Below are 20,707 nucleotides of genomic sequence, written 5' to 3' on the forward strand. Positions count from 1 at the left end.
CCACCCGAGGCGAACCGCGCCGAGGGACGCCCGGCTCGTCTCGGGGAGTTCGTCATGCGTCTGCGCAAGCGTGGTGTCGCCGCGGTGTTCGTCGCCGCGGCCGCCTTCACCGCCGTCGGCCCGCAGGCCGTCGCGGTCCCGATGCCCTGGGAGACGAGCCGGGTTCCGGCCGTCGCGCCGCAGGGGGACCGGCCGGCGGCCGGGGCCGACGGGGCCGGCAGGGTCACACCGCTGTGCGGCAACCCCTGCTACCAGTAGCGGCGGGCGCACACCGCCCGCCGCCCGGAACCGGCTCACCTCGCCCCTCGGCGGGGTGACGCGGGCCGGCGCAGAGGTCTGGCCCGTCACCACGGGGGGAGTGACGGGCCAGACCCTGCGTCCACGGTCCCACGCGCGACGGGTCTCGCGCAGTCCCTTCGCCAAGTCCCGTGCCGGACGACCGCTCCTCGTCCGTGCGGGAGCGCCGTGAGCTGCCCGGCCCTCCGGACGGTCCACGGTGATCGCCTGCGACAATCGACGGTAGCGCTGGTGTTCGGCAGACCGTGCCGCGACCGTTGGAGGAGCCTGTGCCCCTGCCCTCACGTCCCTTGCGGAAGCTGGGCTTCCTGACCATCGGGCTGTTCGACGGGAACGACCCCGGGCGGGGCCACGAGTCGACGCTGGAGATCATCGAACTGGGCGAACGGCTCGGCTTCGACAGCGCCTGGCTGCGGCACCGCCACCTCCAGTACGGCATCTCCTCGCCCGTCGCCGTCCTGGCCGCCGCCTCGCAGCGCACCCGCCGTATCGAGCTGGGGACGGCCGTCACCCCGGTGGGCTGGGAGAACCCGCTGCGGCTGGCCGAGGACCTGGCCACCGTGGACGTGCTGTCCGGGGGCCGCCTCAACCCGGGGGTCAGCGTCGGCCCGCCCCTGCACTACGAGCAGGTGAAGCACGCGCTCCACCCGGACACCGCCGCGTCGGAGGACTTCGGCTACGCCCGGGTGGAGCGGCTGCTGGACTTCGTGCGGGGCAAGCCGGCCACCGACTTCAGCGGGGTGGAGGGCTTCGAGGTGTACTCCGACCGCGTGCAGCCGCACTCCCCCGGCCTGGGCAGCCGGATGTGGTACGGCGGAGGCAGCCTGCGGTCCGCGCGGTGGGCGGGCGAACACGGCATGAACTTCCTGACCAGCAGCGTCGTGAAGGCCGAGGAGTCCGAGGACTTCGCCGAGATCCAGCTCAGTCACGTCCGGGCGTTCCGCTCCGCCCACCCGGACGGCGACCGGGCCCGGGTGTCGCAGGGCCTCGTCGTGATTCCGACGGACGGCGCCACACCGGCGCAGCGGGAGAGGTACGAGGAGTACGCCCGCAAGCGGCTGCCGCGCACGACGACGCCGCAGGGCCCGGCCCGCATGATGTTCGCGCCGGACCTCGTCGGGACGTCCGAGGAGATCGCCGAACAGCTCTACGCCCAGGCCGCGTTCCAGGAGATCGACGAGGTCGCGTTCGCGCTGCCGTTCACCTTCGCCCACGAGGACTACGTGCAGATCCTCACCGACATCGCCACGAAGCTCGGCCCCGCGCTCGGCTGGCGTCCGGCGGCCTGAGCCCGGCGCGGAGCGGCGACCCCTGGTCCGGGTGCGCGGAAGATCGGTTGTTACCGTGCACCCGTGGCTCACTCTTCACGCGACACGGCAGAAGGCGCAGGCTGGGGAAACGCTCAACTCGGGACGTACAAAGGGCTGATGCCCGCCCGGGTGGAGAAGCTCTCCTGGCTCGATCCGAGGACGCTGTGGCCGGCTCGCAACGGCGTGCTGGCCTCGTGGTTCGGGGATCCGACGGGCCGGACCCGGGGTCGCTGGGTGGAGCAGCGGGTGGCCGCGGGCGCACCCGCCGACGCGGTCGTCCGCCGCACGGACTCCGACCACTTCTCGTTCATGGTCATCGGCGACACCGGTGAAGGCGACGATCCCCAGTACGCCGTCGTGCCGGGCTTCCTGAAGGCCAGTCAGGGGACGGACTTCGCCGTTCTGGCCAGTGACGTGATCTATCCGGTGGGCAGCACCGAGGACTATGGCACGAAGTTCTTCCGCCCGTACCGGGACTACCCGGCGCCCATCTACGCGATACCGGGCAACCACGACTGGTACGAGGACCTGCAGGGCTTCATGCGGGTCTTCTGCGAGGCGCCGCCGCTGACGCCTCAGGCGCGTCCCCGCCCGTTGACCCGGGCGTGGTTCAGGTCGCTGCTCTGGCACTCGCCGGGCGCGGCCGACGAACAACGCCTGGCCGAGGCAAGGGCGTTGCGCTCCGAACCGTCCCAACAGGCCGTCCAGCCGGGCCCGTACTGGGCGATCGACGCCGGACCCGTGCGGATCATCGGGATCGACACGGGCCTGCTGGGGACCATCGACGCCGAGCAGGGGCGCTGGCTGCGCGAGGTGTCGCGGGGCGAGCGGCCCAAGATCCTGGTGACCGGGTCCCCGCTGTACGTGGACGGCGAGCACCACCCCTGCGCCATCGAGGGCGGCGGCACGGTCGACGCCATCGTGCGCGACCCGGAGCACCACTATGTCGCCGCGATCGGCGGCGACATCCACAACTACCAGCGCTATCCGGTACGGGTGGACGGCGGCCGCACCATCCAGTACGTCGTCGCCGGTGGCGGCGGGGCGTTCATGCACGCCACGCACACGGTCCCCCGGGTCTCCGTCGCCGACGTCACCGAGGAGGAGTTCCGCTGCTACCCGCTGCGCGGCGACTCCCTGGCCTTCTACAGCAGGCTGTACGGGCGCCGGCTGCGGATGCCCCGCTTCTTCACGCTCACCGAGGCCGAGGCCACGGCGGTGATCGCCGAGCGGCTCGGCATCCCTCCGACCCGCACGCAGGGGGAGCCCGTCCGCCTCACCCGCCGTATCCGCGTCGTCGCCAGTCTGCTCGGGGCCGGCCGGCGCCCCGGCCGGAACACGCACTTCCGGCTCCCGGTCCGCAAGACGTACACGCAGTTGTTCTCGCCGGGCTCGGCGACGTACAGCCCGCCGTTCTTCAAGTGCTTCCTGCGGCTGGACGTGACGCCGTCCGCGGTGCATCTGCGCTGCCACTCCGCGACCGGCACCCTCGACCACGAGATCGATCCGCCCGTCGAGGACGAGGTGACCATCCCGCTGTCCTGACACCGCTCGCGGACGGGTCCGGCCCTCACGGGGCCGGACCCGGTCCGTCGCGGGTGCGGTCAGTCCCGGAGGCGGTCGATCTGGCGGATCTTGTTGGTCGCGTCCAGTGCGGCCACCTTGTAGGACTCGGCGAGGGTCGGGTAGTTGAAGACCGCGTCGACCAGGTAGTCGACCGTGCCGCCGCAGCCCATCACGGACTGGCCGATGTGGATCAGTTCGGTCGCCCCGGTGCCGAAGCAGTGGACGCCGAGGAGCTTGCGGTCGTCGGGCGAGACCAGCAGTTTCAGCATGCCGTGCGAGTCGCCGATGATCTGTCCGCGGGCCAGCTCCCGGTACCGGGACACGCCCACCTCGAAGGGCACGCAGTCCTCGGTGAGCTGGTCCTCCGTCTTCCCGATGAAGCTGATCTCGGGAATGGTGTAGATGCCGATCGGCTGGAGGTCGTGCATCCGGTTCACCGGCTCACCGCAGGCGTGGTAGGCCGCCGTACGCCCCTGCTCCATCGAGGTCGCGGCGAGGGCCGGGAAGCCGATGACGTCGCCGACGGCGTAGATGTGCGGGACCTCGGTGCGGTAGTGCTCGTCGACGGTGATCCTGCCGCGCCGGTCCGCTGACAACCCCGCCTTGTCCAGGTCGAGTTCGTCGGTGAGACCCTGCCGGCCCGCCGAGTACATCACGGCGTCGGCGGGTATCTTCTTGCCGCTCTCCAGGACCGTGAGCGTGCCCCGGGCGTGCCGTTCGACGGCGGCGACGGTCTCGCCGAACCGGAAGGTGACGGCGAGATCCCGCAGGTGGTACTTGAGCGACTCGATCACCTCGACGTCGCAGAAGTCGAGCATCCCGGAGCGCTTCTCGACGACCGTGACCTTGGATCCGAGGGCCGCGAACATGGAGGCGTACTCCATGCCGATCACGCCCGCTCCGACGATGACCATGGAGCGCGGCACCTGCTCCAGGTTCAGCACGTTGTCCGAGTCCATGATCGTCCGCCCGTCGAACTCGACGGTGTCGGGACGTGCCGGACGCGTGCCGGTGGCGATGACGATGTGGTCGGCGCTCAACAGCCTCTCGTTGCCGTTCACTTCGACCAGCGCGACGGTGTGGTCGTCCACGAAGCGGCCGGTGCCGGCGAAGAGGGCGACGTGGTTGCGGGACAGCTGGCTGCGGATGACGTCGACCTCGCGGCTGACCACGTGTTCGGTGCGCGCGGTCAGGTCGGCGACGGTGATGTCCTCCTTGAGCCGGTAGCTCTGGCCGTACAGGTCCCGCTGGCTGAGGCCGCTGAGGTAGAGGACCGCCTCACGCAGCGTCTTGGAGGGGATGGTCCCGGTGTGGATGGAGACCCCGCCGACCATGTCGGGGCGGTCGATGACAGCGACCCGACGGCCGAGCTTGGCTGCGGCGATGGCAGCCTTCTGGCCGCCCGGGCCGGATCCGATGACGAGCATGTCGAAGTCTGGCACCTCCGGAGTCTGTCAGTCGGAGGCCTCTCCTCGAAAGGGCGAACGGAGGATAGTTCAACGGAACACGGACACCGGGACGGGTGTGCGGGGCTTTCCGGGGGACGCCGACGACCGGCCGACGACCCCTCGGGTCACTCCCGGCTCCGTCCCGCCCCGACGCCGCACCGGGCACAGCCGCCCGGAGCGCGCCATCATGGCCCGTGGGGCCGGGACCCGCTCGTGGAGGCTTGGATGCCGAGGAACGCGTTGCCGCACGTCGACGACCACACCACCGCCGTCGAGGCGGCGCCCGACGTCCTCTGGCGCGCGCTGTGCGAGGTCCTCGACCGGTCCGGCGCCCGTCCCGGCGCCACCGGTTACGCGCGGCTGGTCGGCTGTACCGACCGCGCGGCAACGGGCCCGCGTCCCCTGGCGGCGGGCTCCGCGCTCCCCGGCTTCCACGTGACCTCGGCGCTCCCCGACCGCGAACTCGTGCTGGAGGGCGGCCACCGGTTCTCCTCCTACGCCCTGGTCTTCCGCATCGAGCGGACCGGCCGGGGCCGCTCGGCGCTGACGGCCGAGACCCGCGCCGTGTTCCCCGGTGCCACGGGCGGCCTCTACCGCCGGCTCGTCGTGGGAACGGGCGGTCACACATGGGCGACACGACGCCTGCTGGCGTCCGTGCGCCGACGGGCGGAACGCGGCCCGCGACCGACGACGGCGTGAACTCCGTCCGCCCGATCCCGCCGGGCGCAAGGCCCTCTCCGGCCGCCCCGCGCCGAAAAGAGGCCGCGCGGAGAACGAATTCGGGGTGACCGCGGTACGGCTGCCGGAACGGGGCCCGGCCGTCGCCCGGGTGGGCTACATTCGGGAACCCTCGACATCGGCGCCTCCGGGGGTGAGGTCCTGTCGAGGAGAATCCCGGAGCGGCGAATGCACCAGTCCCACCTCTCTCCCTCGCCGGCCGCACACCTGCAGGGGGGACTCGCCGACAGCCTCTACGCCGCGGCGCGGGACACCCCTGACCTTCCTCAGCTGGCCCGCCGCCCCGAAGGCCGATCGACTTTCTGGACGCAGGTGACGGCCGCCGAGCTGTGGGACGAAGTCGTCGACGTGGCACGGGGGTTCGTGCGCTCCGGCATCCGGCCCGGGGACCGGGTGGCCATCATGTCGCGCACCCGGTACGAGTGGACGGTCTTCGGCTACGCCCTGTGGTCGGTGGGCGCCGAGATCGTTCCGGTCTACCCGACGTCCTCGCACGATCAGGTCGCGTGGATCCTGCGGGACGCGCACTGCGTCGGTGTGGTGGTCGAGGACGAGCAGGGGGTCATGACCGTCGGCTCCGCGTGCGCGGCACTGCCGTTCCTGCGCCACGTCTGGCAGTTCGACGCCGGGGCACTCGACCGGCTCGTGGAGCGCGGACGCGCGATCCCGGTGACGGCCGTCGACTCGCTGCGCAGAATCGTGCTGCCCGACTCCACCGCGGTCATCGCCTACACCTCCGGCACGACCGGACCGCCCAAGGGCTGCGCCCTCACCCACCGCAGCCTGGCCAGTCCCTGCGACACCGTCCTCGAAGGCTGGGGACACACCGCGGCGCCCCCGGGAGAACAGCCGGCCGTCCTCGCCTTCCTGCCCTTCTCGCACGCGTACGGCCTGATGGTCCAGGGCGTCTGCCTGCGCGGCGGCATCCTGATGGGACACGAGCCCGACCTGCGGGAGGAGGCGCTGTCCGAGGCCATGCTCTCCTTCCGGCCGACCTATCTGTACGCCGTCCCGTTCGTCTTCGAGAAGATCTACAAGAACTTCCTCCGCGCCTCCCAACGAGCGGGCCGCGGGGCCCTGTTCGAGCGGGCCGCACGCACGGCGCAGGACTTCGCGCTGGCCGAGGAACGCCTGCGGCTGGGCACCGGCCCCGGCCCCGGCATCGATCTGAAGCTCCAGCACTCGCTCTACGAGAGGACGGTCTACCGGCGACTGCGCGGCACGCTCGGCGGCCGGGTCTGCGGCGCGGTGTCGGGCGGCTCGCCCCTCAATCGTGAACTCGCCCTCTTCTTCGCCGGAATCGGCATCCTCGTGCACGACGGGTACGGACTCACCGAGACCAGCGGCGGGATCACCGCCCAGCCGGTCGGGCGGGAGAAGTTCGGCACGGTCGGGCGCGCGCATCCGGGCACCCAGATCCGGGTGGACGACGACGGCGAGATCCTCGTGTGGGGGCCCTCCGTGTTCCAGGGCTACGTCAACGACGAAGAGGCGACACAGGCGGCGTTCCGGAGCGGCTGGCTGGCGACCGGGGACGTCGGCCGGATCGACACCGAGGGCTATCTCACCATCACCGGCCGCAAGAAGGACATCATCATCACCAGCGGAGGCAAGAGCGTGGCACCCGCCGCCCTGGAGGAGCGACTGCGCGCCCACCCGCTGATCCACCAGGCCGCCGTCGTGGGCGACAACCGGCCCTGTGTGGGCGCCCTCATCACGCTGGACCCGGAGTTCGTGACGCACTGGCGCGCGTCCCGGGCCAACAGGGACACGGCGGCCCGGGACGCGCGGGAGGAGAACGAACTGCGCGAGGAGGTCAGACGTGCGGTCGCCGGGGCCAACAGCACGGTGTCCCGCGCCGAGACCATCCGGGTCTTCCGCGTCCTGGCCGAGCCGTTCGACCTGGCCAACGGACTGCTGACGCCCTCGCTGAAACTCCGTCGGGACGCGATCGCCCAGCGGTACGCGGCCGAGATCGAGGCGATGTATCAGACGTCGTCGCGGATCCCGCGGGAGTCCGCGCTCACCGAGCCGTCGATCTGGGAGGAGTCGGACGACGTCTTCCGGTGAAAGGGGCGGGCCGCGGTACGGCCCGGGGTGTACGTGCCTCCCAGGAGGGACTTCAGGGGCGTGACACGGCTCCTGGTCGTCGGCCGGTGCGTGCTGTTCATGCGTCCACTGTGCGCCGGGGCCGGCGGCGCGACCAGATCCCTCCTGTGCGGGGGACCACCGGTCCTGGTACCGACTCCACCACCATGACCGGGAATAGACCGGGCGTCGCTCCGGCAGGACCCACGCACGGGCGGAGCCGGGCGTGCGCCATCCTGCCGTACGGTGCCCGCGCCCGTCGGCGTCAACCGCCGGTGCCGGAACGCACCGCGGCGGGCCGGTCGGCGCCCGGCCGGGAGGCGACCCAGGCGAGCAGGGCCACCGAGCCGACCGCGGCGAACGCGCACCAGGTGGAGACGAACTCCAGCTCCCAGAGGGCCCAGCAGATCACCGCGCCGCCTCCCATGAGCGCGCCGATCAGCAGCAGGCCCCGGTCACCGGAGAGCAGCAGCGCGCCCACCGTGGCGAACAGGTAGCCCGCGATGACGAGTTCGGGCCGGCCCAGCCGGACGGCGTACCCCATGGTGTGGCCGCGGATCTCGGCCGTCACGGGGTGGGCGACGAGGGCGTACGCGAGGGCTGCGGCGGTCGCGACGCCGGACGCGAGCGGCAGCAGGAGACGGCGCCGGGCCCGGGTGGGTGCCGCGCACAGCACGCCCACCGGCACCCACAGCGCCAGCAGGGGCAGGGCGATCACGGCCCAGACGACGGTGGCGGGACCCGTGCCGCCGCCCGCGTCCCACACCCGGGACTCGACGATCTGATGCGCTCCGAGCAGCAAGGGCAGCGCGGCGAGCGGAAGGTCCGCCCTCCTGCGCACACGGGCCACACTGGCCGCCCCCACCGCGGCGATCCCGGCACCGGCCACCAGATCGGCCGTCGCACTCCAGCACATCGCCGCCCTCCGAGTCCGCCGTCGCATGATCCCGTCCGGGGCCCACGCTAACCCGGCTCCCTCCTGGCATGCTGCCTCCATGCCGACACCCACGCAGCCGAGTCCGCCCGTCGCCGAGGACGGACCGGCCCCGCCGGTCGACGGTCTGCGCTTACGGGCGCGCCGGATTTCCCAGGAGGTGCGCGGCGCCGGGCGCGTCCTGCACGACCTGTCGTTCGACGTGGCGCCGGGGCGGCTGACCGTGATCGCCGGAAGCAGCGGCGCGGGCAAGACGGTGCTGCTCCAGACGCTCGCGGGGCTGCGTCGGCCCACCGCGGGCGAGGTGCTGCACGACGGTGCCCCGCCCGGGGCGCCGGGTCCGGAGTTCGGCTTCGTGCCGCAGGAGGACATCATCCACCGCGAGCTGCCGCTGGGCCGGACGCTCCGGTACGCGGCCGGTCTGCGGATGCCGCCGGGCACGCCGGCGGAGACCGTGGCCGCGGACGTGGACCGGGTCCTGGAGACGCTGGGGCTGATCCACCGGGCCTCGACGCCGGTCCGCGCGTTGAGCGGCGGTGAACGCAAACGGGCCTCCATCGCCGTCGAGTTGCTCACCCGGCCGCGGGTGATCTTCCTCGACGAACCGACCTCGGGACTCGACCCGGTCACCGGGGCGGCGCTGCTGCGGACCCTGCGCGCGCTGGCCGAGGACGGCACCACCGTGGTGCTGACCACGCACGTCCTCGCCGACCTGCTCCGCTGCGACCAGGTCGTGTTCCTCGCCCCGGGCGGACAGCTCGCGTACGCGGGTGAACCGGCCGCTCTCCGCGAGGCGTTCGGTGTCGGCACGGTCGAGGAGGTGTACGAGGCGGTGGCCGACGGCGTGCGCGTCGAGGGCACCACTCCGGAGGAGACTCCACGAGCCGGGACGAACTCCGCTCCCCCGCGCGGCAGTCGTGTCGGCGCCCTGCGGCAGTGGGCGCTGCTTTCCCGCAGGGGAACGGCGCTGCTGCTGCACAGCAGGCTGTCGGTCGCCGTCCTGGCCGGTTCGCCGGTGATGATCGTCGCGATGTTCGCTGTGCTGTTCCGGGCCGGTGCCTTCGATCCGGCGTCGCCGGATCCGGGTTCGACCGCGATGATCATGTTCTGGATCGCGTTCGGCGCCTTCTTCTTCGGGCTGACCTACGGGCTGCTCCAGATCTGCACCGAACTGCCGGTGCTGCGCAGGGAATGGCTGGCCGGGCTGCGGATCGGCCCGTACATCGCCTCGAAACTGACCACCATGCTGCCCGTGCTCGCGGTCGCGGACGCGCTGCTGCTGCTTGTCCTGCGCGCCGTGGACCGGCTGCCTCCGGCGGGCTGGGACACGTACGGCTCGCTGTTCGTGACGAGTGTGCTGGCCTCGGCCGCCGCTCTGGCGCTCGGGCTTCTCGCCTCCGCGGTGGTGTCGGAGCCCGGTCAGGCGACCCTGATGCTGCCCCTGCTGTGTTTTCCCCAGGTGCTGTTCTCGGGGGCGTTCGTGCCGGTCCCCCGGATGACCGGTGCCGGGCAGGCCGTCAGCTGGGCCATGACGAACCGTTGGGCGTTCGAGGCGCTGGGCAGCGGCGTGGGGCTGGAGCGGCTCTGGCGCACCGGCGACTCCCCGCTCGGACCTCCGCTGCTGGCGTCCTACGGCGACTCGTTCGGCCATCCGGCGGCCCGCGGCTGGCTGATCCTTGCCGGCTTCGCGCTGCTGTTCACGACCCTGACGTGGGTCGTCCTGGTCCGCCGGTGCCGCGAGGGAGCCGTCCGCAGCCGGGACGGCCGGTGAAGGCGTCCCGGGCCGCGGCTCGGCGCGGACACCCGGCCGGCCGCGACACCTGAGGCACCACCAACGGGGCGGGTCCGGGGCGGAGTTGCGCCTCGCCCACCCCGAACCCGACCGGCGCACCCTCCGGAATCAGCACCCCATCCGCGCCGCCAGGCCCGTGCTGCCCGGCACGCGGTCACGGTAGGTCTCCACGACGAAGGCCAGGAAGGTCGCGATGTCGGCGGGCTGGGAGGACACCCCGACCGACACGCGGACGGCTCCGGCGGAGGGGAGCTGGAGGAGATCCAGGTACTCCTCCAGGGAGCGGGGCAGTCCGCGTGCCGCCGAGTGGAGCCGGCGCAGCGGCAGGGCGAACGCCGCCTCGCCGGCGCCCGGGTTGCAGAAGCAGCCGGTGCGCAGGGAGATGCCCCGTGCGGCGCTGTCCCGGGTGACGACCCGCTCGTCGACGACGGTGCCGTCCGCTCCGAGCAGGTTCAGGGCGACCGTGCCGCCGCGGCCGGTGGCGGCGGTGTCGTCGGGACCGTACACCCGGACCATCGGGGAGCCGTCGCTGTGCCGCAACGCGCGGAGTCCGGTGAGGAGTTGGCCGGTCAGGGCGGTGACGTGGGTGTGTACCCGGTCCATCCCGACGTCCGCGATCCAGCGCAGGCCCGCCGTCACGTCGGGCACGGAGAGGAAGTTGACCGTGCCGTCCTCGAAGGCCGCCTCGTCGTCGGCGAGGACGTGCCACTGCGCCTGGGCGCTGACCGCGTAGATGGTGCCGCCCGAGAACCAGGGCCGACGGAGCCGGGAGAGCGCCTCGCGGCGCGCTATCAGGCTGCCGATCCCCGTCGGGTGCCCGAACACCTTGTACCAGCTGACCACCGTGAAGTCCGGGTGGTGGGTGGAGAGATCGAGGCGGTTGGCCGGTATGAAGGCGGCCACGTCGAGCAGGACGTCGTACCCCTGCTGCTGCGCGCGCTCGATCCAGTCCAGGGAGTGCTGGACGCCGGTGAAGTTGCTCTGGGCCGGGTAGGCCAGCAGTCCCCGGCGGCCGGTGTCGCCGCTCGTCTTGCGGCGGAGGCCGAGGCGCCCGCGTAACAGGCCGCTTCCGGCGCGCGCCAGGATGCCGCGGCCCGGTGCGGACAGGGCGGCGCGCAGCCGCTCCTGATCCATCTGGAGGCCGCTTCCGCTCACCGGCACATAGGCCGTGGTGGCGCCGCGCGCCCGCGCGTACTCGCGCAGTCCGTTGACGGAGTTGTGGTTGTCGAGCGACATGACGAGTCGGCTGCCGCGGGTGAACGGGTACGCCTCGCCGACCAGGCGCAGGGCGCCCGTCGCGTTGGGGGTGAAGACGACCGCGTACTCGGCGGGGTCGGCGTCGAAGTGACGCAGGACGGCCCGGCGCGCCTCCGAGAGCAGGAGGCCCGAGGCGCGGGAGGCCGGGCTCTCGGAGTGCGGATTGCCGAACAGGCCGCCGGTGATCCGCTCCGCGCTGCCGGTGACGAGGGAGCGCGGCGGCAGTCCGGCGCCCGTGTGGTCGAGGTAGGTGTGGCCGCCCTCGTCGAGGTAGCCGAACTCACGCGCGCGCAGGTCCGCGAAGCTCGCGGGCCTGTCCGCCGTTCCGGATATGGAGCCTTCCGCGGGTGCCTTCTCCATCGCTGTCCCCTCCGCCCGGCCGGACGGGGACGCGGGCCACCGACCGGCACTTCATGAAGTTTCAACAAAGCTCTGTGTACGGTCCGGTTCGTCCCTGTGCCGGGCCCGCGATCGGTGGTTGGGTGGTCCCCGGCCATGCCATCCAACACGCAGGAGAGCCCCGCAGCCATGAGCAACCCCTATACCTACGAGTACAAGGTCGTCACCTTCCGTGAGTCGCTGATCGGCGACGCGCTGGACAGCGGCAAGCTGGAGAAGGTCCTGAACAAGCACGCCGAGGACGGCTGGGCGCTCAAGGCGATCACCTCCGCCGACGTCAAGGGGCGCATAGGCCCCGGCGCCGTCGAGGGTCTGCTGCTCACCCTGGAGCGGCCGCGCGGCTGACTCCGCGCCGTGCGGGGAGCGCCGAGCCGGGAGATGCTGGAGCCGATGGGACAGCGGATCCGCAGGTGCTTTTGAGCCGTCGGAGGCCTTCCGGCACGGAGGGCCTCCGACGGCTGGGCGACGTCCGGTGCCGGGCGAGTGCCCTGCACCCCCCGCGACCGCTGCCGGCCAGACGTCAGGACGGTCACTCGATGCAGAGCGATGGAACACTCACCCCCGATGTCGTCACCAGCAGTTCGGTGTCCGGAGCACCGTGCTGGGTCAGCCTGACCACACGCGACCTGAAGGAAGCCCAGGGCTTCTACACCGCGGTCCTCGGCTGGCACTGGTCCTCGGCCACCAGGATGGGTGACGGGTACCGGGTCGCCCGGGCGAACGGCATCCCGGTCGCCGGTGTCTCGGAGGTCGACTTCGTGGCGCGGACGGCGGTCGCCTGGATCCCGTACTTCGCCGTGTCCTCGGCGGACGAGACGGTGGCCCGCAGCCAGGAGCGCGGCGGCACCACCGCCGTGGGACCGATCTCGCTCCCGCCGGGGCGGGCCGCGCTGCTGGCGGACCGCGACGGCGCGGTCTTCGGCATCTGGGAGGGCCAGCTCGTGACCGGCTGGGAGCGCTGGCGGCAGGCGGCCCCGTCGTACGTACGGCTGCACACCCGGGACGCCTTCGACGCGGCCATCTTCTACGGGGAGGTCCTGCGGTGGGCGTCCGCGGCCCCCGGCGGCTGCGAGGTGCACTACGAGGGCAACGAGGTCGTGCTGCGCAGCGGCGACGACGTGGTGGCCCGGATCTACTCCGGAGCGGTCGAGTCGGGCCCCGACCCGACGGTGCGGCCGCACTGGCAGGTCCACTTCGCGGTGGACGACGTCGAGGCCTGCGTCCGCGCGGCCCGCGACCACGGCGGCACAGCCCACCAGCAGGGGTTCGGCTCGATGGAGGCGATCCTCACCGATCCGGACGGGGCGCGCTTCACCGTGACCTCCCGGGACCGGGTCGCCGGATGACCCGGCCGGACGCCGACGCCGCCTGACGTGACAGGCCGCCTCCCTGCCGGGCGCCGGCCGCCTCCCGAGAATCCACACCCCCTACGACGCGACGGATTACTCCGTTCGGGCTCCAATGGAAGGTGACGGGATACCACCGGAACGACAGGTGCCGCCGACCCCCGCGGTTTCGCGGCGGCCCGATGGAGGTCCGCGATGCCCACTGCTCTCCGGCTCCTGCCCGCCCTCTCCCCCGAGCACCGCGAACGGCTCATGGGGGTGGCGCGCGAGGTCTCCTTCCCCGCCGACGGTCCGATCTTCGAGGCGGGCGGCACCGCCGACCGCTTCTGGGTGGTCCGCTCCGGGACGGTGTCCCTGTACCAGCGGGTCATCGCCGAACGCCGCATCACCGTCGCGCAGCTAGGCCCCGGAGACCTGCTGGGCTGGTCCTGGCTGTTCCGCCCGCACACCTGGGACTTCGGAGCGGAGGCGTTCAGCCCCGTCCGCGCCTACGAGTTCGACGCCACCGAGGTACGGGCCCTGTGCGACCAGGACCCGACCCTGGAGCTGTCGCTGACCCGGACCATCGGCGCCATCCTGGCGAACCGCCTGGAGACCACCCGGGCGGCCCTCATCGAGCACTACGCGCGCCACGGCGGCAGCGGCTAGGAGACCCGCGGGCCGGCCGGCCGAGGCTCCCCCCGGGGTGTCTGCCGGCCGCCCGCGACGGGAGCACCTGCCCCGCCTCCACGCGACGGAGCGGCCGGGCTGGGATAGGAAGTCCGTATGGACGACACTCTCGACTCCGCGGCCTCCCCCGACTCCTTCGAGCTGCTGCCCGGCGCGGTCCACTCGCCCGTGATCCTGCACGTGCCGCACTCCGCCCGGGAGATCCCGACGCCGGTCCGCGCCGGGATCGTTCTCGGCGACGCGGCGCTGGAGGGCGAGCTGGACCACATCACGGACGCGCACACCGACGAGCTGGCGGCGGCCGTGGCCGAGGGGGCCGGGCTCACCCCCTGGCGTTTCGTGAACCGGCTCTCCCGGCTCGTGGTCGACCCGGAGCGGTTCCCGGACGACCGGGAGGAGATGCTGGCGGCCGGGATGGGGGCCGTCTACACCCGGACCACGCACCGGGCGCCGCTGCGACCGGCCGACACCGATCCGGGGCCACTGGTCGACCGCTACTTCCACCCGTACGCGCAGGCGATGACCGACGCGGTCGCCGGCCGGCTCGCCGCCACCGGGCGGGCCGTGGTCGTCGACATCCACTCCTACCCGACGGCCCGGCTGCCCTACGAGCTGCACGGCGACGGGCCGCGGCCGGCGGTCTGCCTGGGGACCGACTCCTTCCACACCCCGCCCGAGCTGGTCGCGCTCGCGGAGAAGGCGTTCGCGGGCCTGGGCGGGGTCGGGATCGACAGCCCCTTCTCGGGCGCCTACGTGCCCCTGCGGTACTACGAACGGGAACCGGCGGTCACGGCCCTGATGGTGGAGATCCGCAGGGACACGTACATGACCGAGCCGGGCGGCCGGCTGCGCCCCGGATTCGCGCGGCTGGTCGCGGCACTGACCATGCTCGTCGACACCGCGGGCGGGTAGCTGCCGGAGGGTCCTCTTCAGGTCCAACCACCCGATTTTCAGGCCGAGTCGGGCGCTGGAGCACCTCGCCGGGCTGGACCTGGACGAGGAGACCGCCGCGCCGTTCCTGTCGGGCGACGCCCGGCGCGTCTTCCGCCCCGGCGATCATTCGTAGATGCTGGAGCCGCAACAGCGTTCGATCATGAGGTGAGGGCGGCCCAGTCATGGCTCTGCAGATCAGCGCCACCAACCCGGAGCACCCCGCGCTCCTGCTCGAACTGCCGTGGCAGCTGCCCCTGGAGGAGTGGCCCGAACACCATCTGGTGCCGCTGCCGCGCGGCATCTCCCGGCACGTGGTGCGCTACGCGCGGGCCGGTGACGAGGTGGTGGCCGTCAAGGAACTCGCCGAGCGGCCCGCGGTGCGCGAGTACGAACTGCTCCTCGGTCTGGACCGGTTGAGGATCCCCGCCGTCGACCCGCTCGCCGTGGTCACCGGGCGTACCGACGCCGCCGGTGAGCCGCTGGAGTCCGTGCTGATCACCCGGCACCTGGGCGGCTCGCTGCCGTACCGGTCGATGTTCGAGACGACCATGCGGCCCGCCACCATGCACCGGCTGATGGACGCGCTGGCCGTCCTGCTGGTGCGGCTGCACCTGGCCGGCTTCGCCTGGGGCGACTGCTCGCTGTCGAACACCCTGTTCCGGCGCGATGCCGGCGCCTACGCCGCGTATCTCGTGGACGCCGAGACCGGCGATCTGCATCCCCAGCTCAGCAGCGGGCAGCGGGAGTACGACCTCGATCTCGCCCGGGTCAACATCAGCGGCGAACTGCTCGACCTGGAGGCGGCCGGCGCGCTGCACCCCTCGGTGGACCCGATCGAGTTCGGCACGGAGATCTGCGCGCGCTACCGGGGCCTGTGGGAGGAACTGACCCGCACCTCCGTCTATCCGGCGGGCAAGTACCACTACATCGACCGCCGTATCCGCCGGCTGAACGATCTCGGGTTCGACGTCGCCGAGATGCAGATCGCGCACTCCTCGGGCGGCGACACGGTCACGTTCGTTCCCAAGGTCGTCGACGCCGGACATCACCAGCGCCAGCTGCTGCGGCTGACCGGTCTCGACACCGAGGAGAACCAGGCCCGGCGGCTCCTGAACGACCTGGAGAGCTGGATGGCCACCCAGGACGACTACGCGCCCGCGGGCTCCGGTCACCGCACGGGCGGCGCGCCCGCGGGGTCCGCCCGGCCGGAGGTCCTCGCCCACCGCTGGGTCCGGGACGTCTTCCGGCCGACGGTCCGGGCCGTGCCGGCCGAACTGCGGGGATCCATGGACCCGGCCGAGCTGTACCACGAGATCCTCGAGCACCGCTGGTTCCTGTCCGAGCGCGCCCAGCACGACATCGGCCTGGACACGGCGGTCGAGGACTACGTCGGCACCATCCTCCCGAAGGTCCGGGAGCCCCTGTCGCCCCAGGTGGACGAGCCCGAGCCGCCCGGTGCCCACCCGGTTCCTGAGCAAAGGTGACCGATCGTACATACGATTGGGGCTGTGTCCGCCCGGCGTGCCTCGCGGCGTCCGTCGGGCGGCGACGCAACTGACCTCTCGGGGTGGGAGACCAATGACCCAGGCCGCCAGTCCAGCGCGGACCGTCATTCTGACCGTCGATGACGATCCCGGGGTGTCGCGCGCCGTCGCCCGTGACCTCAGGCGGCGGTACGGCGAGGAGCACCGCATCGTGCGCGCCGAGTCCGGGGACGCTGCCCTCGACGCCTTGCGCGAGCTGAAGCTGCGCGGGGACCAGGTGGCCGTGATCCTCGCCGACTACCGGATGCCGCAGATGGACGGCATCGAGTTCCTCGAACAGGCGATCGATGTCTTTCCGGGAGCCCGTCGTGTGCTGCTGACCGCGTACGCGGACACGAACGCGGCGATCGACGCGATCAACGTCATCGACCTCGACCACTACCTGCTCAAGCCCTGGGACCCGCCGGAGGAGAAGCTCTACCCGGTGGTCGACGACCTCCTGGACGCCTGGCGGGTCAGCGACTACAAGCCCGTGGGGGCCTGCAAGGTCGTCGGGCACCGCTGGTCGGCCCGCTCCTCGGGCGTCCGTGAGTTCCTGGCCCGGAACCAGGTGCCGTACCGCTGGTACTCCTCCGACACACCGGAGGGCGAGCGCCTGCTCAGGGCCGCCGGACAGGACGGGCAGCGGCTGCCCCTGGTGATCACCCCGGAGGGCACGCCCCTCGTCGAGCCGGACGACCATGACATCGCGGCGCACGTCGGGCTGGCCACGACACCCACCTCGGAGTTCTACGACCTCGTCGTGATCGGCGGCGGTCCGGCGGGACTCGGCGCCGCCGTGTACGGGGCGTCGGAGGGCCTGCGGACCGTGCTCGTGGAGCGGTCCGCGACCGGCGGGCAGGCGGGCCAGAGCTCCCGGATCGAGAACTATCTCGGCTTCCCCGACGGCGTCTCCGGGGCCCAGCTCACCGACCGGGCGCGGCGGCAGGCGGCCAAGTTCGGCGCCGAGATCCTCACCGCGCGCGAGGTGACCGGACTGGAGGTGACCGGCGCGTCGCGGACCATCCGCTTCTCCGACGGCTCCTCGATCTCGGCGCACGCGGTGATCCTCGCGACCGGCGTGTCGTACCGGCAGCTGGACGCGCCCGGCCTGGACGACCTCACGGGCTGCGGAGTGTTCTACGGCTCGGCGCTCACCGAGGCGGCCGCCTGCCAGGGCCACGACGTGTACATCGTGGGCGGCGCGAACTCCGCCGGCCAGGCCGCGATGTACCTGGCGCGCGGCGCGAAGTCCGTGACCATCCTGGTGCGCGGTGCGTCGCTGGCCGCGTCGATGTCGCACTACCTGATCGAGCAGATCGAGAACGCGCCCAACATCACGGTCCGTCCCGGCACGGTCGTCGAGTCGGCGCACGGCGGCGACCACCTGGAACAGCTGACGCTGCGCGACGTGGAGAGCGGCCACACCGAACTCGTCGACGCGCAATGGCTGTTCGTGTTCATCGGCGCGGCGCCGCTCACCGGCTGGCTGGACGGAACGGTGCTGCGGGACGGCCGCGGATTCATCATGGCGGGACCGGACATGACGCCCGACGGCCAGCCACCGCGCGGCTGGGAACTGGACCGGCCGCCGTACCACCTGGAGACCAACGTGCCCGGCGTGTTCGTGGCCGGCGACGCCCGCGCGGAGTCGGCGAAGCGGGTCGCGTCCGCGGTCGGAGAGGGAGCCATGGCCGTCATGCTCGTCCACCGTTATCTGGAGCAGTCGTGAGCGGGCAACAGACGCCGTGCGACGTCGCGGAACTCGGCACGCTCTTCCTGTTCGAGAAGCTCGACGACGACCAGCTCGACCGGCTGTGCCGGGAAGGCCGCGTCGAGCTGTTCGAACCCGGACCGGTCTACACCGAGGGCGACCCGGCCACCTGCTTCTACGTGCTGCTCGAAGGCACCGTGGTGATGTCCCGGCGGGTCGGCGGCGACGACGTGGAGATCAGCCGGACCTCGCAGCGCGGGGTGTACGCCGGGGCGATGCAGGCCTATCTGAACGGCCGGAACGAGGAGGTCTACAAGGGGTCCGTACGGGTCACCGAGCCCTCCCGCTTCTTCGTGCTGCCGGCGGAGAAGTTCGCCGCCATCCTGCGGGACTGGTTCCCGATGGCCGTGCACCTGCTGGAGGGCATGTTCTTCGGCAGCCAGAACACCCAGCGCACCATCGGGCAGCGCGAGCGGCTCCTCGCGCTCGGCTCGCTGTCCGCGGGTCTCACGCACGAGCTGAACAACCCGGCCGCCGCGGCGGTGCGGGCCACCTCGGCGCTGCGTGACCGGGTGGCGCACATGCGGCAGAAGCTCGGCGTCATCGCGTCCGGCCCCTACGCGCGCGACACGCTGGAGACGCTCGTCGAGATCCAGGAACGGACCGCGGAACAGGTCGCCAAGGCCACGCCGCTGACCCCCATGGAGGCGTCCGACCGGGAGGACGCGCTCGGCGACTGGCTCGACGACCACGACATCGCCGGCGGCTGGCAGCTGGCGCCGACGTTCGTGCAGGCGGGGCTCGACACCGACTGGCTGGACCAGGTCGCGGCGGCGGTGGACGGGCCGACTCTCGAAGGCGCGGTCCGCTGGCTGAACTACACGGTCGAGACCGAACTGCTCATGAACGAGATCGAGGACTCGACCACCCGTATCTCGCACCTGGTGGACGCGGCCAAGCAGTACTCGCAGATGGACCGCGCGCCCTACCAGGTCGCCGACGTGCACGAACTGCTCGACAGCACCCTGATGATGCTCGCCGGCAAGATGGGTTCCGGCATCAAGGTCGCCAAGGAGTACGACCGGTCGCTGCCCCGGATCCCCGCCTATCCCGGCGAGTTGAACCAGGTGTGGACGAACCTCATCGACAACGCCGTCTCGGCGATGGACGGAGAGGGGAAGCTGACGGTGCGCACCGCGCGCGACGGCGACCATGTGCTCGTCGAGTTCCACGACACCGGCTCCGGGGTGCCCGACGAGATCCGTGACCGCATCTTCGACCCGTTCTTCACGACCAAACCGGTGGGTGAGGGCACCGGCCTCGGCCTGGACATCTCCTGGCGGATCGTCGCCAACAAGCACCACGGCAGCCTGGCGGTCCAGTCCACGCCCGGGGACACCCGCTTCCAGGTCCGCCTCCCCCTGACCGGTTCGGACACCCCTGCCGCCCCTGGCACCCCTGACACCTCTGAGGAGTCGACATGACCACGCCGAACGGAATCGATCCCTCCGTCCCGCCGAGCGGCACCGGCTGCACCGAGTGCGACGCCTCCGGCGGCTGGTGGTTCCACCTCCGGCGCTGCGCCCAGTGCGGCCATGTCGGCTGCTGCGACGACTCCCCCTCCAAGCACGCCACCTCGCACGCGCAGAGCACCGGACACCCGGTCATCCAGAGCTTCGAGCCCGGCGAGAACTGGTTCTGGGACTACGACACCTCGGAGCTGTACGACTCGGGGCCCGAGCTCGCTCCGCCGGGAAGCCACCCGCTGGACCAGCCCACTCCGGGGCCGGCGGGACGTGTGCCGGCGAACTGGGCCGAGACCCTGCGCTGAGTCCCGCGGCCCGGTTCGCCCGTCCGGATGCGCGACGCGCCGGAGAGGACGATCCTGGAGACATGTCCGGACGGGCTCCATTGGTAGTGCATCCGGCCCTGAACACCAGCGGCCGTCAGGTCACCGCGCGTGGCGAGAGCCTCGGCGTGGCGTTCTCGGACGAGGATCTGATGGAGTTCCTCAGCCGGGCCGGACTGCCGGACGCCGAGGATCTGCTGGACGATCCGGCCTGGGTCAAGTGGCGTGGCGGTCAGGCGCACTTCTACGGAGCCGGGTAGCGGGAACCGGGCCGGGGCGGCAGCACGGCGAGAGTGCCGTTGGCCTGGCGCAGCGCCAGTTCCAGCGGCAGGGCGGGATGCAGGGCGCCGGTTCCGTCCGGCGGAATGACCCACTCCAGCGACCCGGCGGACCGGTAGGGCGGCGGTACGGCCACCCAGGACCCCCTGCCGAGGTGACGCAGCCCCGCGCCCACCCATCTGCTGGCCGGGTCCGGCGGCAGGAAGAAGCCGACACGGTGGGCCGCGGCGTCGAGCAGGGTGGGGCCCGGGGGCATGGCCGGATCGCACCAGAGGATGTCGAGGGCGATCAGGCCCAGCGGCTCGGGGACGCTGAGCACGTCCCAGTAGCGCCCGGCCTCCAGGAGCACGCCGCCGCTCCCCCGGTCCCACTCCCGTTTGCACACCTTCGGGTCCGTCGCGGCGGCGGCGAGCCACTCCACACTCTGGGTCCACGTCGCGTTCGTCATGGCTCACCCCGGGGTCGTCCGCTCCGTCCTGCGGACGCGGAGTCGGGCACGGACCGGGGGCCCGCGGTCGTGCCTCAGTCCCTCGGCATATGCATGGTGGTGGACTTCGCCCTGGGG

19 protein-coding genes are annotated in these 20,707 nt (G+C 72.2%); 15 read left to right on the forward strand and 4 right to left on the reverse strand.

Going from position 1 to position 20,707, the window contains the following annotated elements:
• Positions 1 to 54 precede the first annotated feature (54 nt).
• From OG406_RS06105 to OG406_RS06115, 3 genes are all read left to right on the forward strand, one after another.
• The gene (locus OG406_RS06105) at positions 55 to 258 is read left to right on the forward strand and encodes a hypothetical protein (RefSeq protein ID WP_266617979.1); all 204 of its coding nucleotides are present in this window, start codon (positions 55 to 57) and stop codon (positions 256 to 258) included.
• A gap of 308 nt (positions 259 to 566) precedes the next feature.
• The gene (locus OG406_RS06110; protein ID WP_266850799.1) at positions 567 to 1,586 is read left to right on the forward strand and encodes an LLM class flavin-dependent oxidoreductase; all 1,020 of its coding nucleotides are present in this window, start codon (positions 567 to 569) and stop codon (positions 1,584 to 1,586) included.
• Positions 1,587 to 1,649: 63 nt separating this feature from the next.
• Positions 1,650 to 3,152, forward strand: a complete 1,503-nt coding sequence (locus OG406_RS06115; RefSeq protein WP_329184545.1) for a metallophosphoesterase family protein — start codon at positions 1,650 to 1,652, stop codon at positions 3,150 to 3,152.
• Positions 3,153 to 3,211: 59 nt separating this feature from the next.
• On the opposite strand, the gene sthA is transcribed toward OG406_RS06115, so the two are convergent.
• Complete coding sequence (sthA, locus tag OG406_RS06120; RefSeq protein ID WP_081220762.1) at positions 3,212 to 4,615, reverse strand: Si-specific NAD(P)(+) transhydrogenase; 1,404 nt, start codon at positions 4,613 to 4,615, stop codon at positions 3,212 to 3,214.
• Positions 4,616 to 4,846: 231 nt separating this feature from the next.
• Between sthA and OG406_RS06125 the strand changes: the two genes are divergently transcribed.
• Together OG406_RS06125 and OG406_RS06130 are read left to right on the forward strand one after the other, a co-directional pair.
• A complete protein-coding gene (locus OG406_RS06125; protein WP_266850804.1) occupies positions 4,847 to 5,320 on the forward strand; it encodes a hypothetical protein in 474 nt (157 codons plus the stop codon).
• 207 nt (positions 5,321 to 5,527) lie between these two features.
• On the forward strand, positions 5,528 to 7,429 hold the full coding sequence (locus tag OG406_RS06130) for an AMP-dependent synthetase/ligase (protein ID WP_329184548.1): 1,902 nt from the start codon (positions 5,528 to 5,530) through the stop codon (positions 7,427 to 7,429).
• A gap of 283 nt (positions 7,430 to 7,712) precedes the next feature.
• On the opposite strand, the gene OG406_RS06135 is transcribed toward OG406_RS06130, so the two are convergent.
• Positions 7,713 to 8,363, reverse strand: coding sequence for a DUF6629 family protein (locus tag OG406_RS06135; RefSeq protein WP_266850808.1), 651 nt, complete (start codon positions 8,361 to 8,363; stop codon positions 7,713 to 7,715).
• A 79-nt stretch (positions 8,364 to 8,442) separates the two neighbouring features.
• Here OG406_RS06135 and OG406_RS06140 point away from each other — a divergent pair, with 79 nt between their 5' ends.
• A complete protein-coding gene (locus tag OG406_RS06140) occupies positions 8,443 to 10,152 on the forward strand; it encodes an ATP-binding cassette domain-containing protein (protein ID WP_329184550.1) in 1,710 nt (569 codons plus the stop codon).
• A 129-nt stretch (positions 10,153 to 10,281) separates the two neighbouring features.
• On the opposite strand, the gene OG406_RS06145 is transcribed toward OG406_RS06140, so the two are convergent.
• Positions 10,282 to 11,790, reverse strand: coding sequence for an aminotransferase class V-fold PLP-dependent enzyme (locus OG406_RS06145; protein WP_329184552.1), 1,509 nt, complete (start codon positions 11,788 to 11,790; stop codon positions 10,282 to 10,284).
• A 168-nt stretch (positions 11,791 to 11,958) separates the two neighbouring features.
• Here OG406_RS06145 and OG406_RS06150 point away from each other — a divergent pair, with 168 nt between their 5' ends.
• From OG406_RS06150 to OG406_RS06190, 9 genes are all read left to right on the forward strand, one after another.
• Positions 11,959 to 12,174, forward strand: coding sequence for a DUF4177 domain-containing protein (locus tag OG406_RS06150; RefSeq protein WP_081220757.1), 216 nt, complete (start codon positions 11,959 to 11,961; stop codon positions 12,172 to 12,174).
• Positions 12,175 to 12,365: 191 nt separating this feature from the next.
• Positions 12,366 to 13,175, forward strand: a complete 810-nt coding sequence (locus OG406_RS06155; protein ID WP_266850814.1) for a VOC family protein — start codon at positions 12,366 to 12,368, stop codon at positions 13,173 to 13,175.
• 195 nt (positions 13,176 to 13,370) lie between these two features.
• Complete coding sequence (locus OG406_RS06160) at positions 13,371 to 13,823, forward strand: Crp/Fnr family transcriptional regulator (protein WP_081220755.1); 453 nt, start codon at positions 13,371 to 13,373, stop codon at positions 13,821 to 13,823.
• Positions 13,824 to 13,940: 117 nt separating this feature from the next.
• Complete coding sequence (locus tag OG406_RS06165; RefSeq protein WP_164372200.1) at positions 13,941 to 14,756, forward strand: N-formylglutamate amidohydrolase; 816 nt, start codon at positions 13,941 to 13,943, stop codon at positions 14,754 to 14,756.
• 203 nt (positions 14,757 to 14,959) lie between these two features.
• Complete coding sequence (locus OG406_RS06170) at positions 14,960 to 16,261, forward strand: DUF4032 domain-containing protein (RefSeq protein WP_329184557.1); 1,302 nt, start codon at positions 14,960 to 14,962, stop codon at positions 16,259 to 16,261.
• Positions 16,262 to 16,355: 94 nt separating this feature from the next.
• Positions 16,356 to 18,032 carry an FAD-dependent oxidoreductase gene (locus tag OG406_RS06175; RefSeq protein ID WP_267049249.1) on the forward strand — a complete coding sequence of 559 codons (1,677 nt, stop codon included), beginning with the start codon at positions 16,356 to 16,358 and terminating at the stop codon, positions 18,030 to 18,032.
• Positions 18,029 to 19,498 carry an ATP-binding protein gene (locus tag OG406_RS06180; protein WP_329184561.1) on the forward strand — a complete coding sequence of 490 codons (1,470 nt, stop codon included), beginning with the start codon at positions 18,029 to 18,031 and terminating at the stop codon, positions 19,496 to 19,498. The genes OG406_RS06175 and OG406_RS06180 overlap by 4 nt, the downstream gene beginning before the upstream one ends.
• Positions 19,495 to 19,845 (forward strand): UBP-type zinc finger domain-containing protein, encoded by a 351-nt coding sequence (locus OG406_RS06185; protein ID WP_164372196.1) that lies wholly within the window; start codon positions 19,495 to 19,497, stop codon positions 19,843 to 19,845. Before OG406_RS06180 ends, OG406_RS06185 begins: the two co-directional genes overlap by 4 nt.
• 62 nt (positions 19,846 to 19,907) lie before the next feature.
• Positions 19,908 to 20,123 carry a hypothetical protein gene (locus OG406_RS06190; RefSeq protein ID WP_164372195.1) on the forward strand — a complete coding sequence of 72 codons (216 nt, stop codon included), beginning with the start codon at positions 19,908 to 19,910 and terminating at the stop codon, positions 20,121 to 20,123.
• Here the strand turns inward: OG406_RS06190 and OG406_RS06195 are convergent.
• The gene (locus OG406_RS06195; protein WP_329184564.1) at positions 20,108 to 20,590 is read right to left on the reverse strand and encodes a hypothetical protein; all 483 of its coding nucleotides are present in this window, start codon (positions 20,588 to 20,590) and stop codon (positions 20,108 to 20,110) included. The genes OG406_RS06190 and OG406_RS06195 overlap by 16 nt on opposite strands.
• Positions 20,591 to 20,707 lie beyond the last annotated feature (117 nt).

The sequence above is a fragment of the Streptomyces sp. NBC_01428 genome, assembly GCF_036231965.1.
GTDB lineage: Bacteria > Actinomycetota > Actinomycetes > Streptomycetales > Streptomycetaceae > Streptomyces.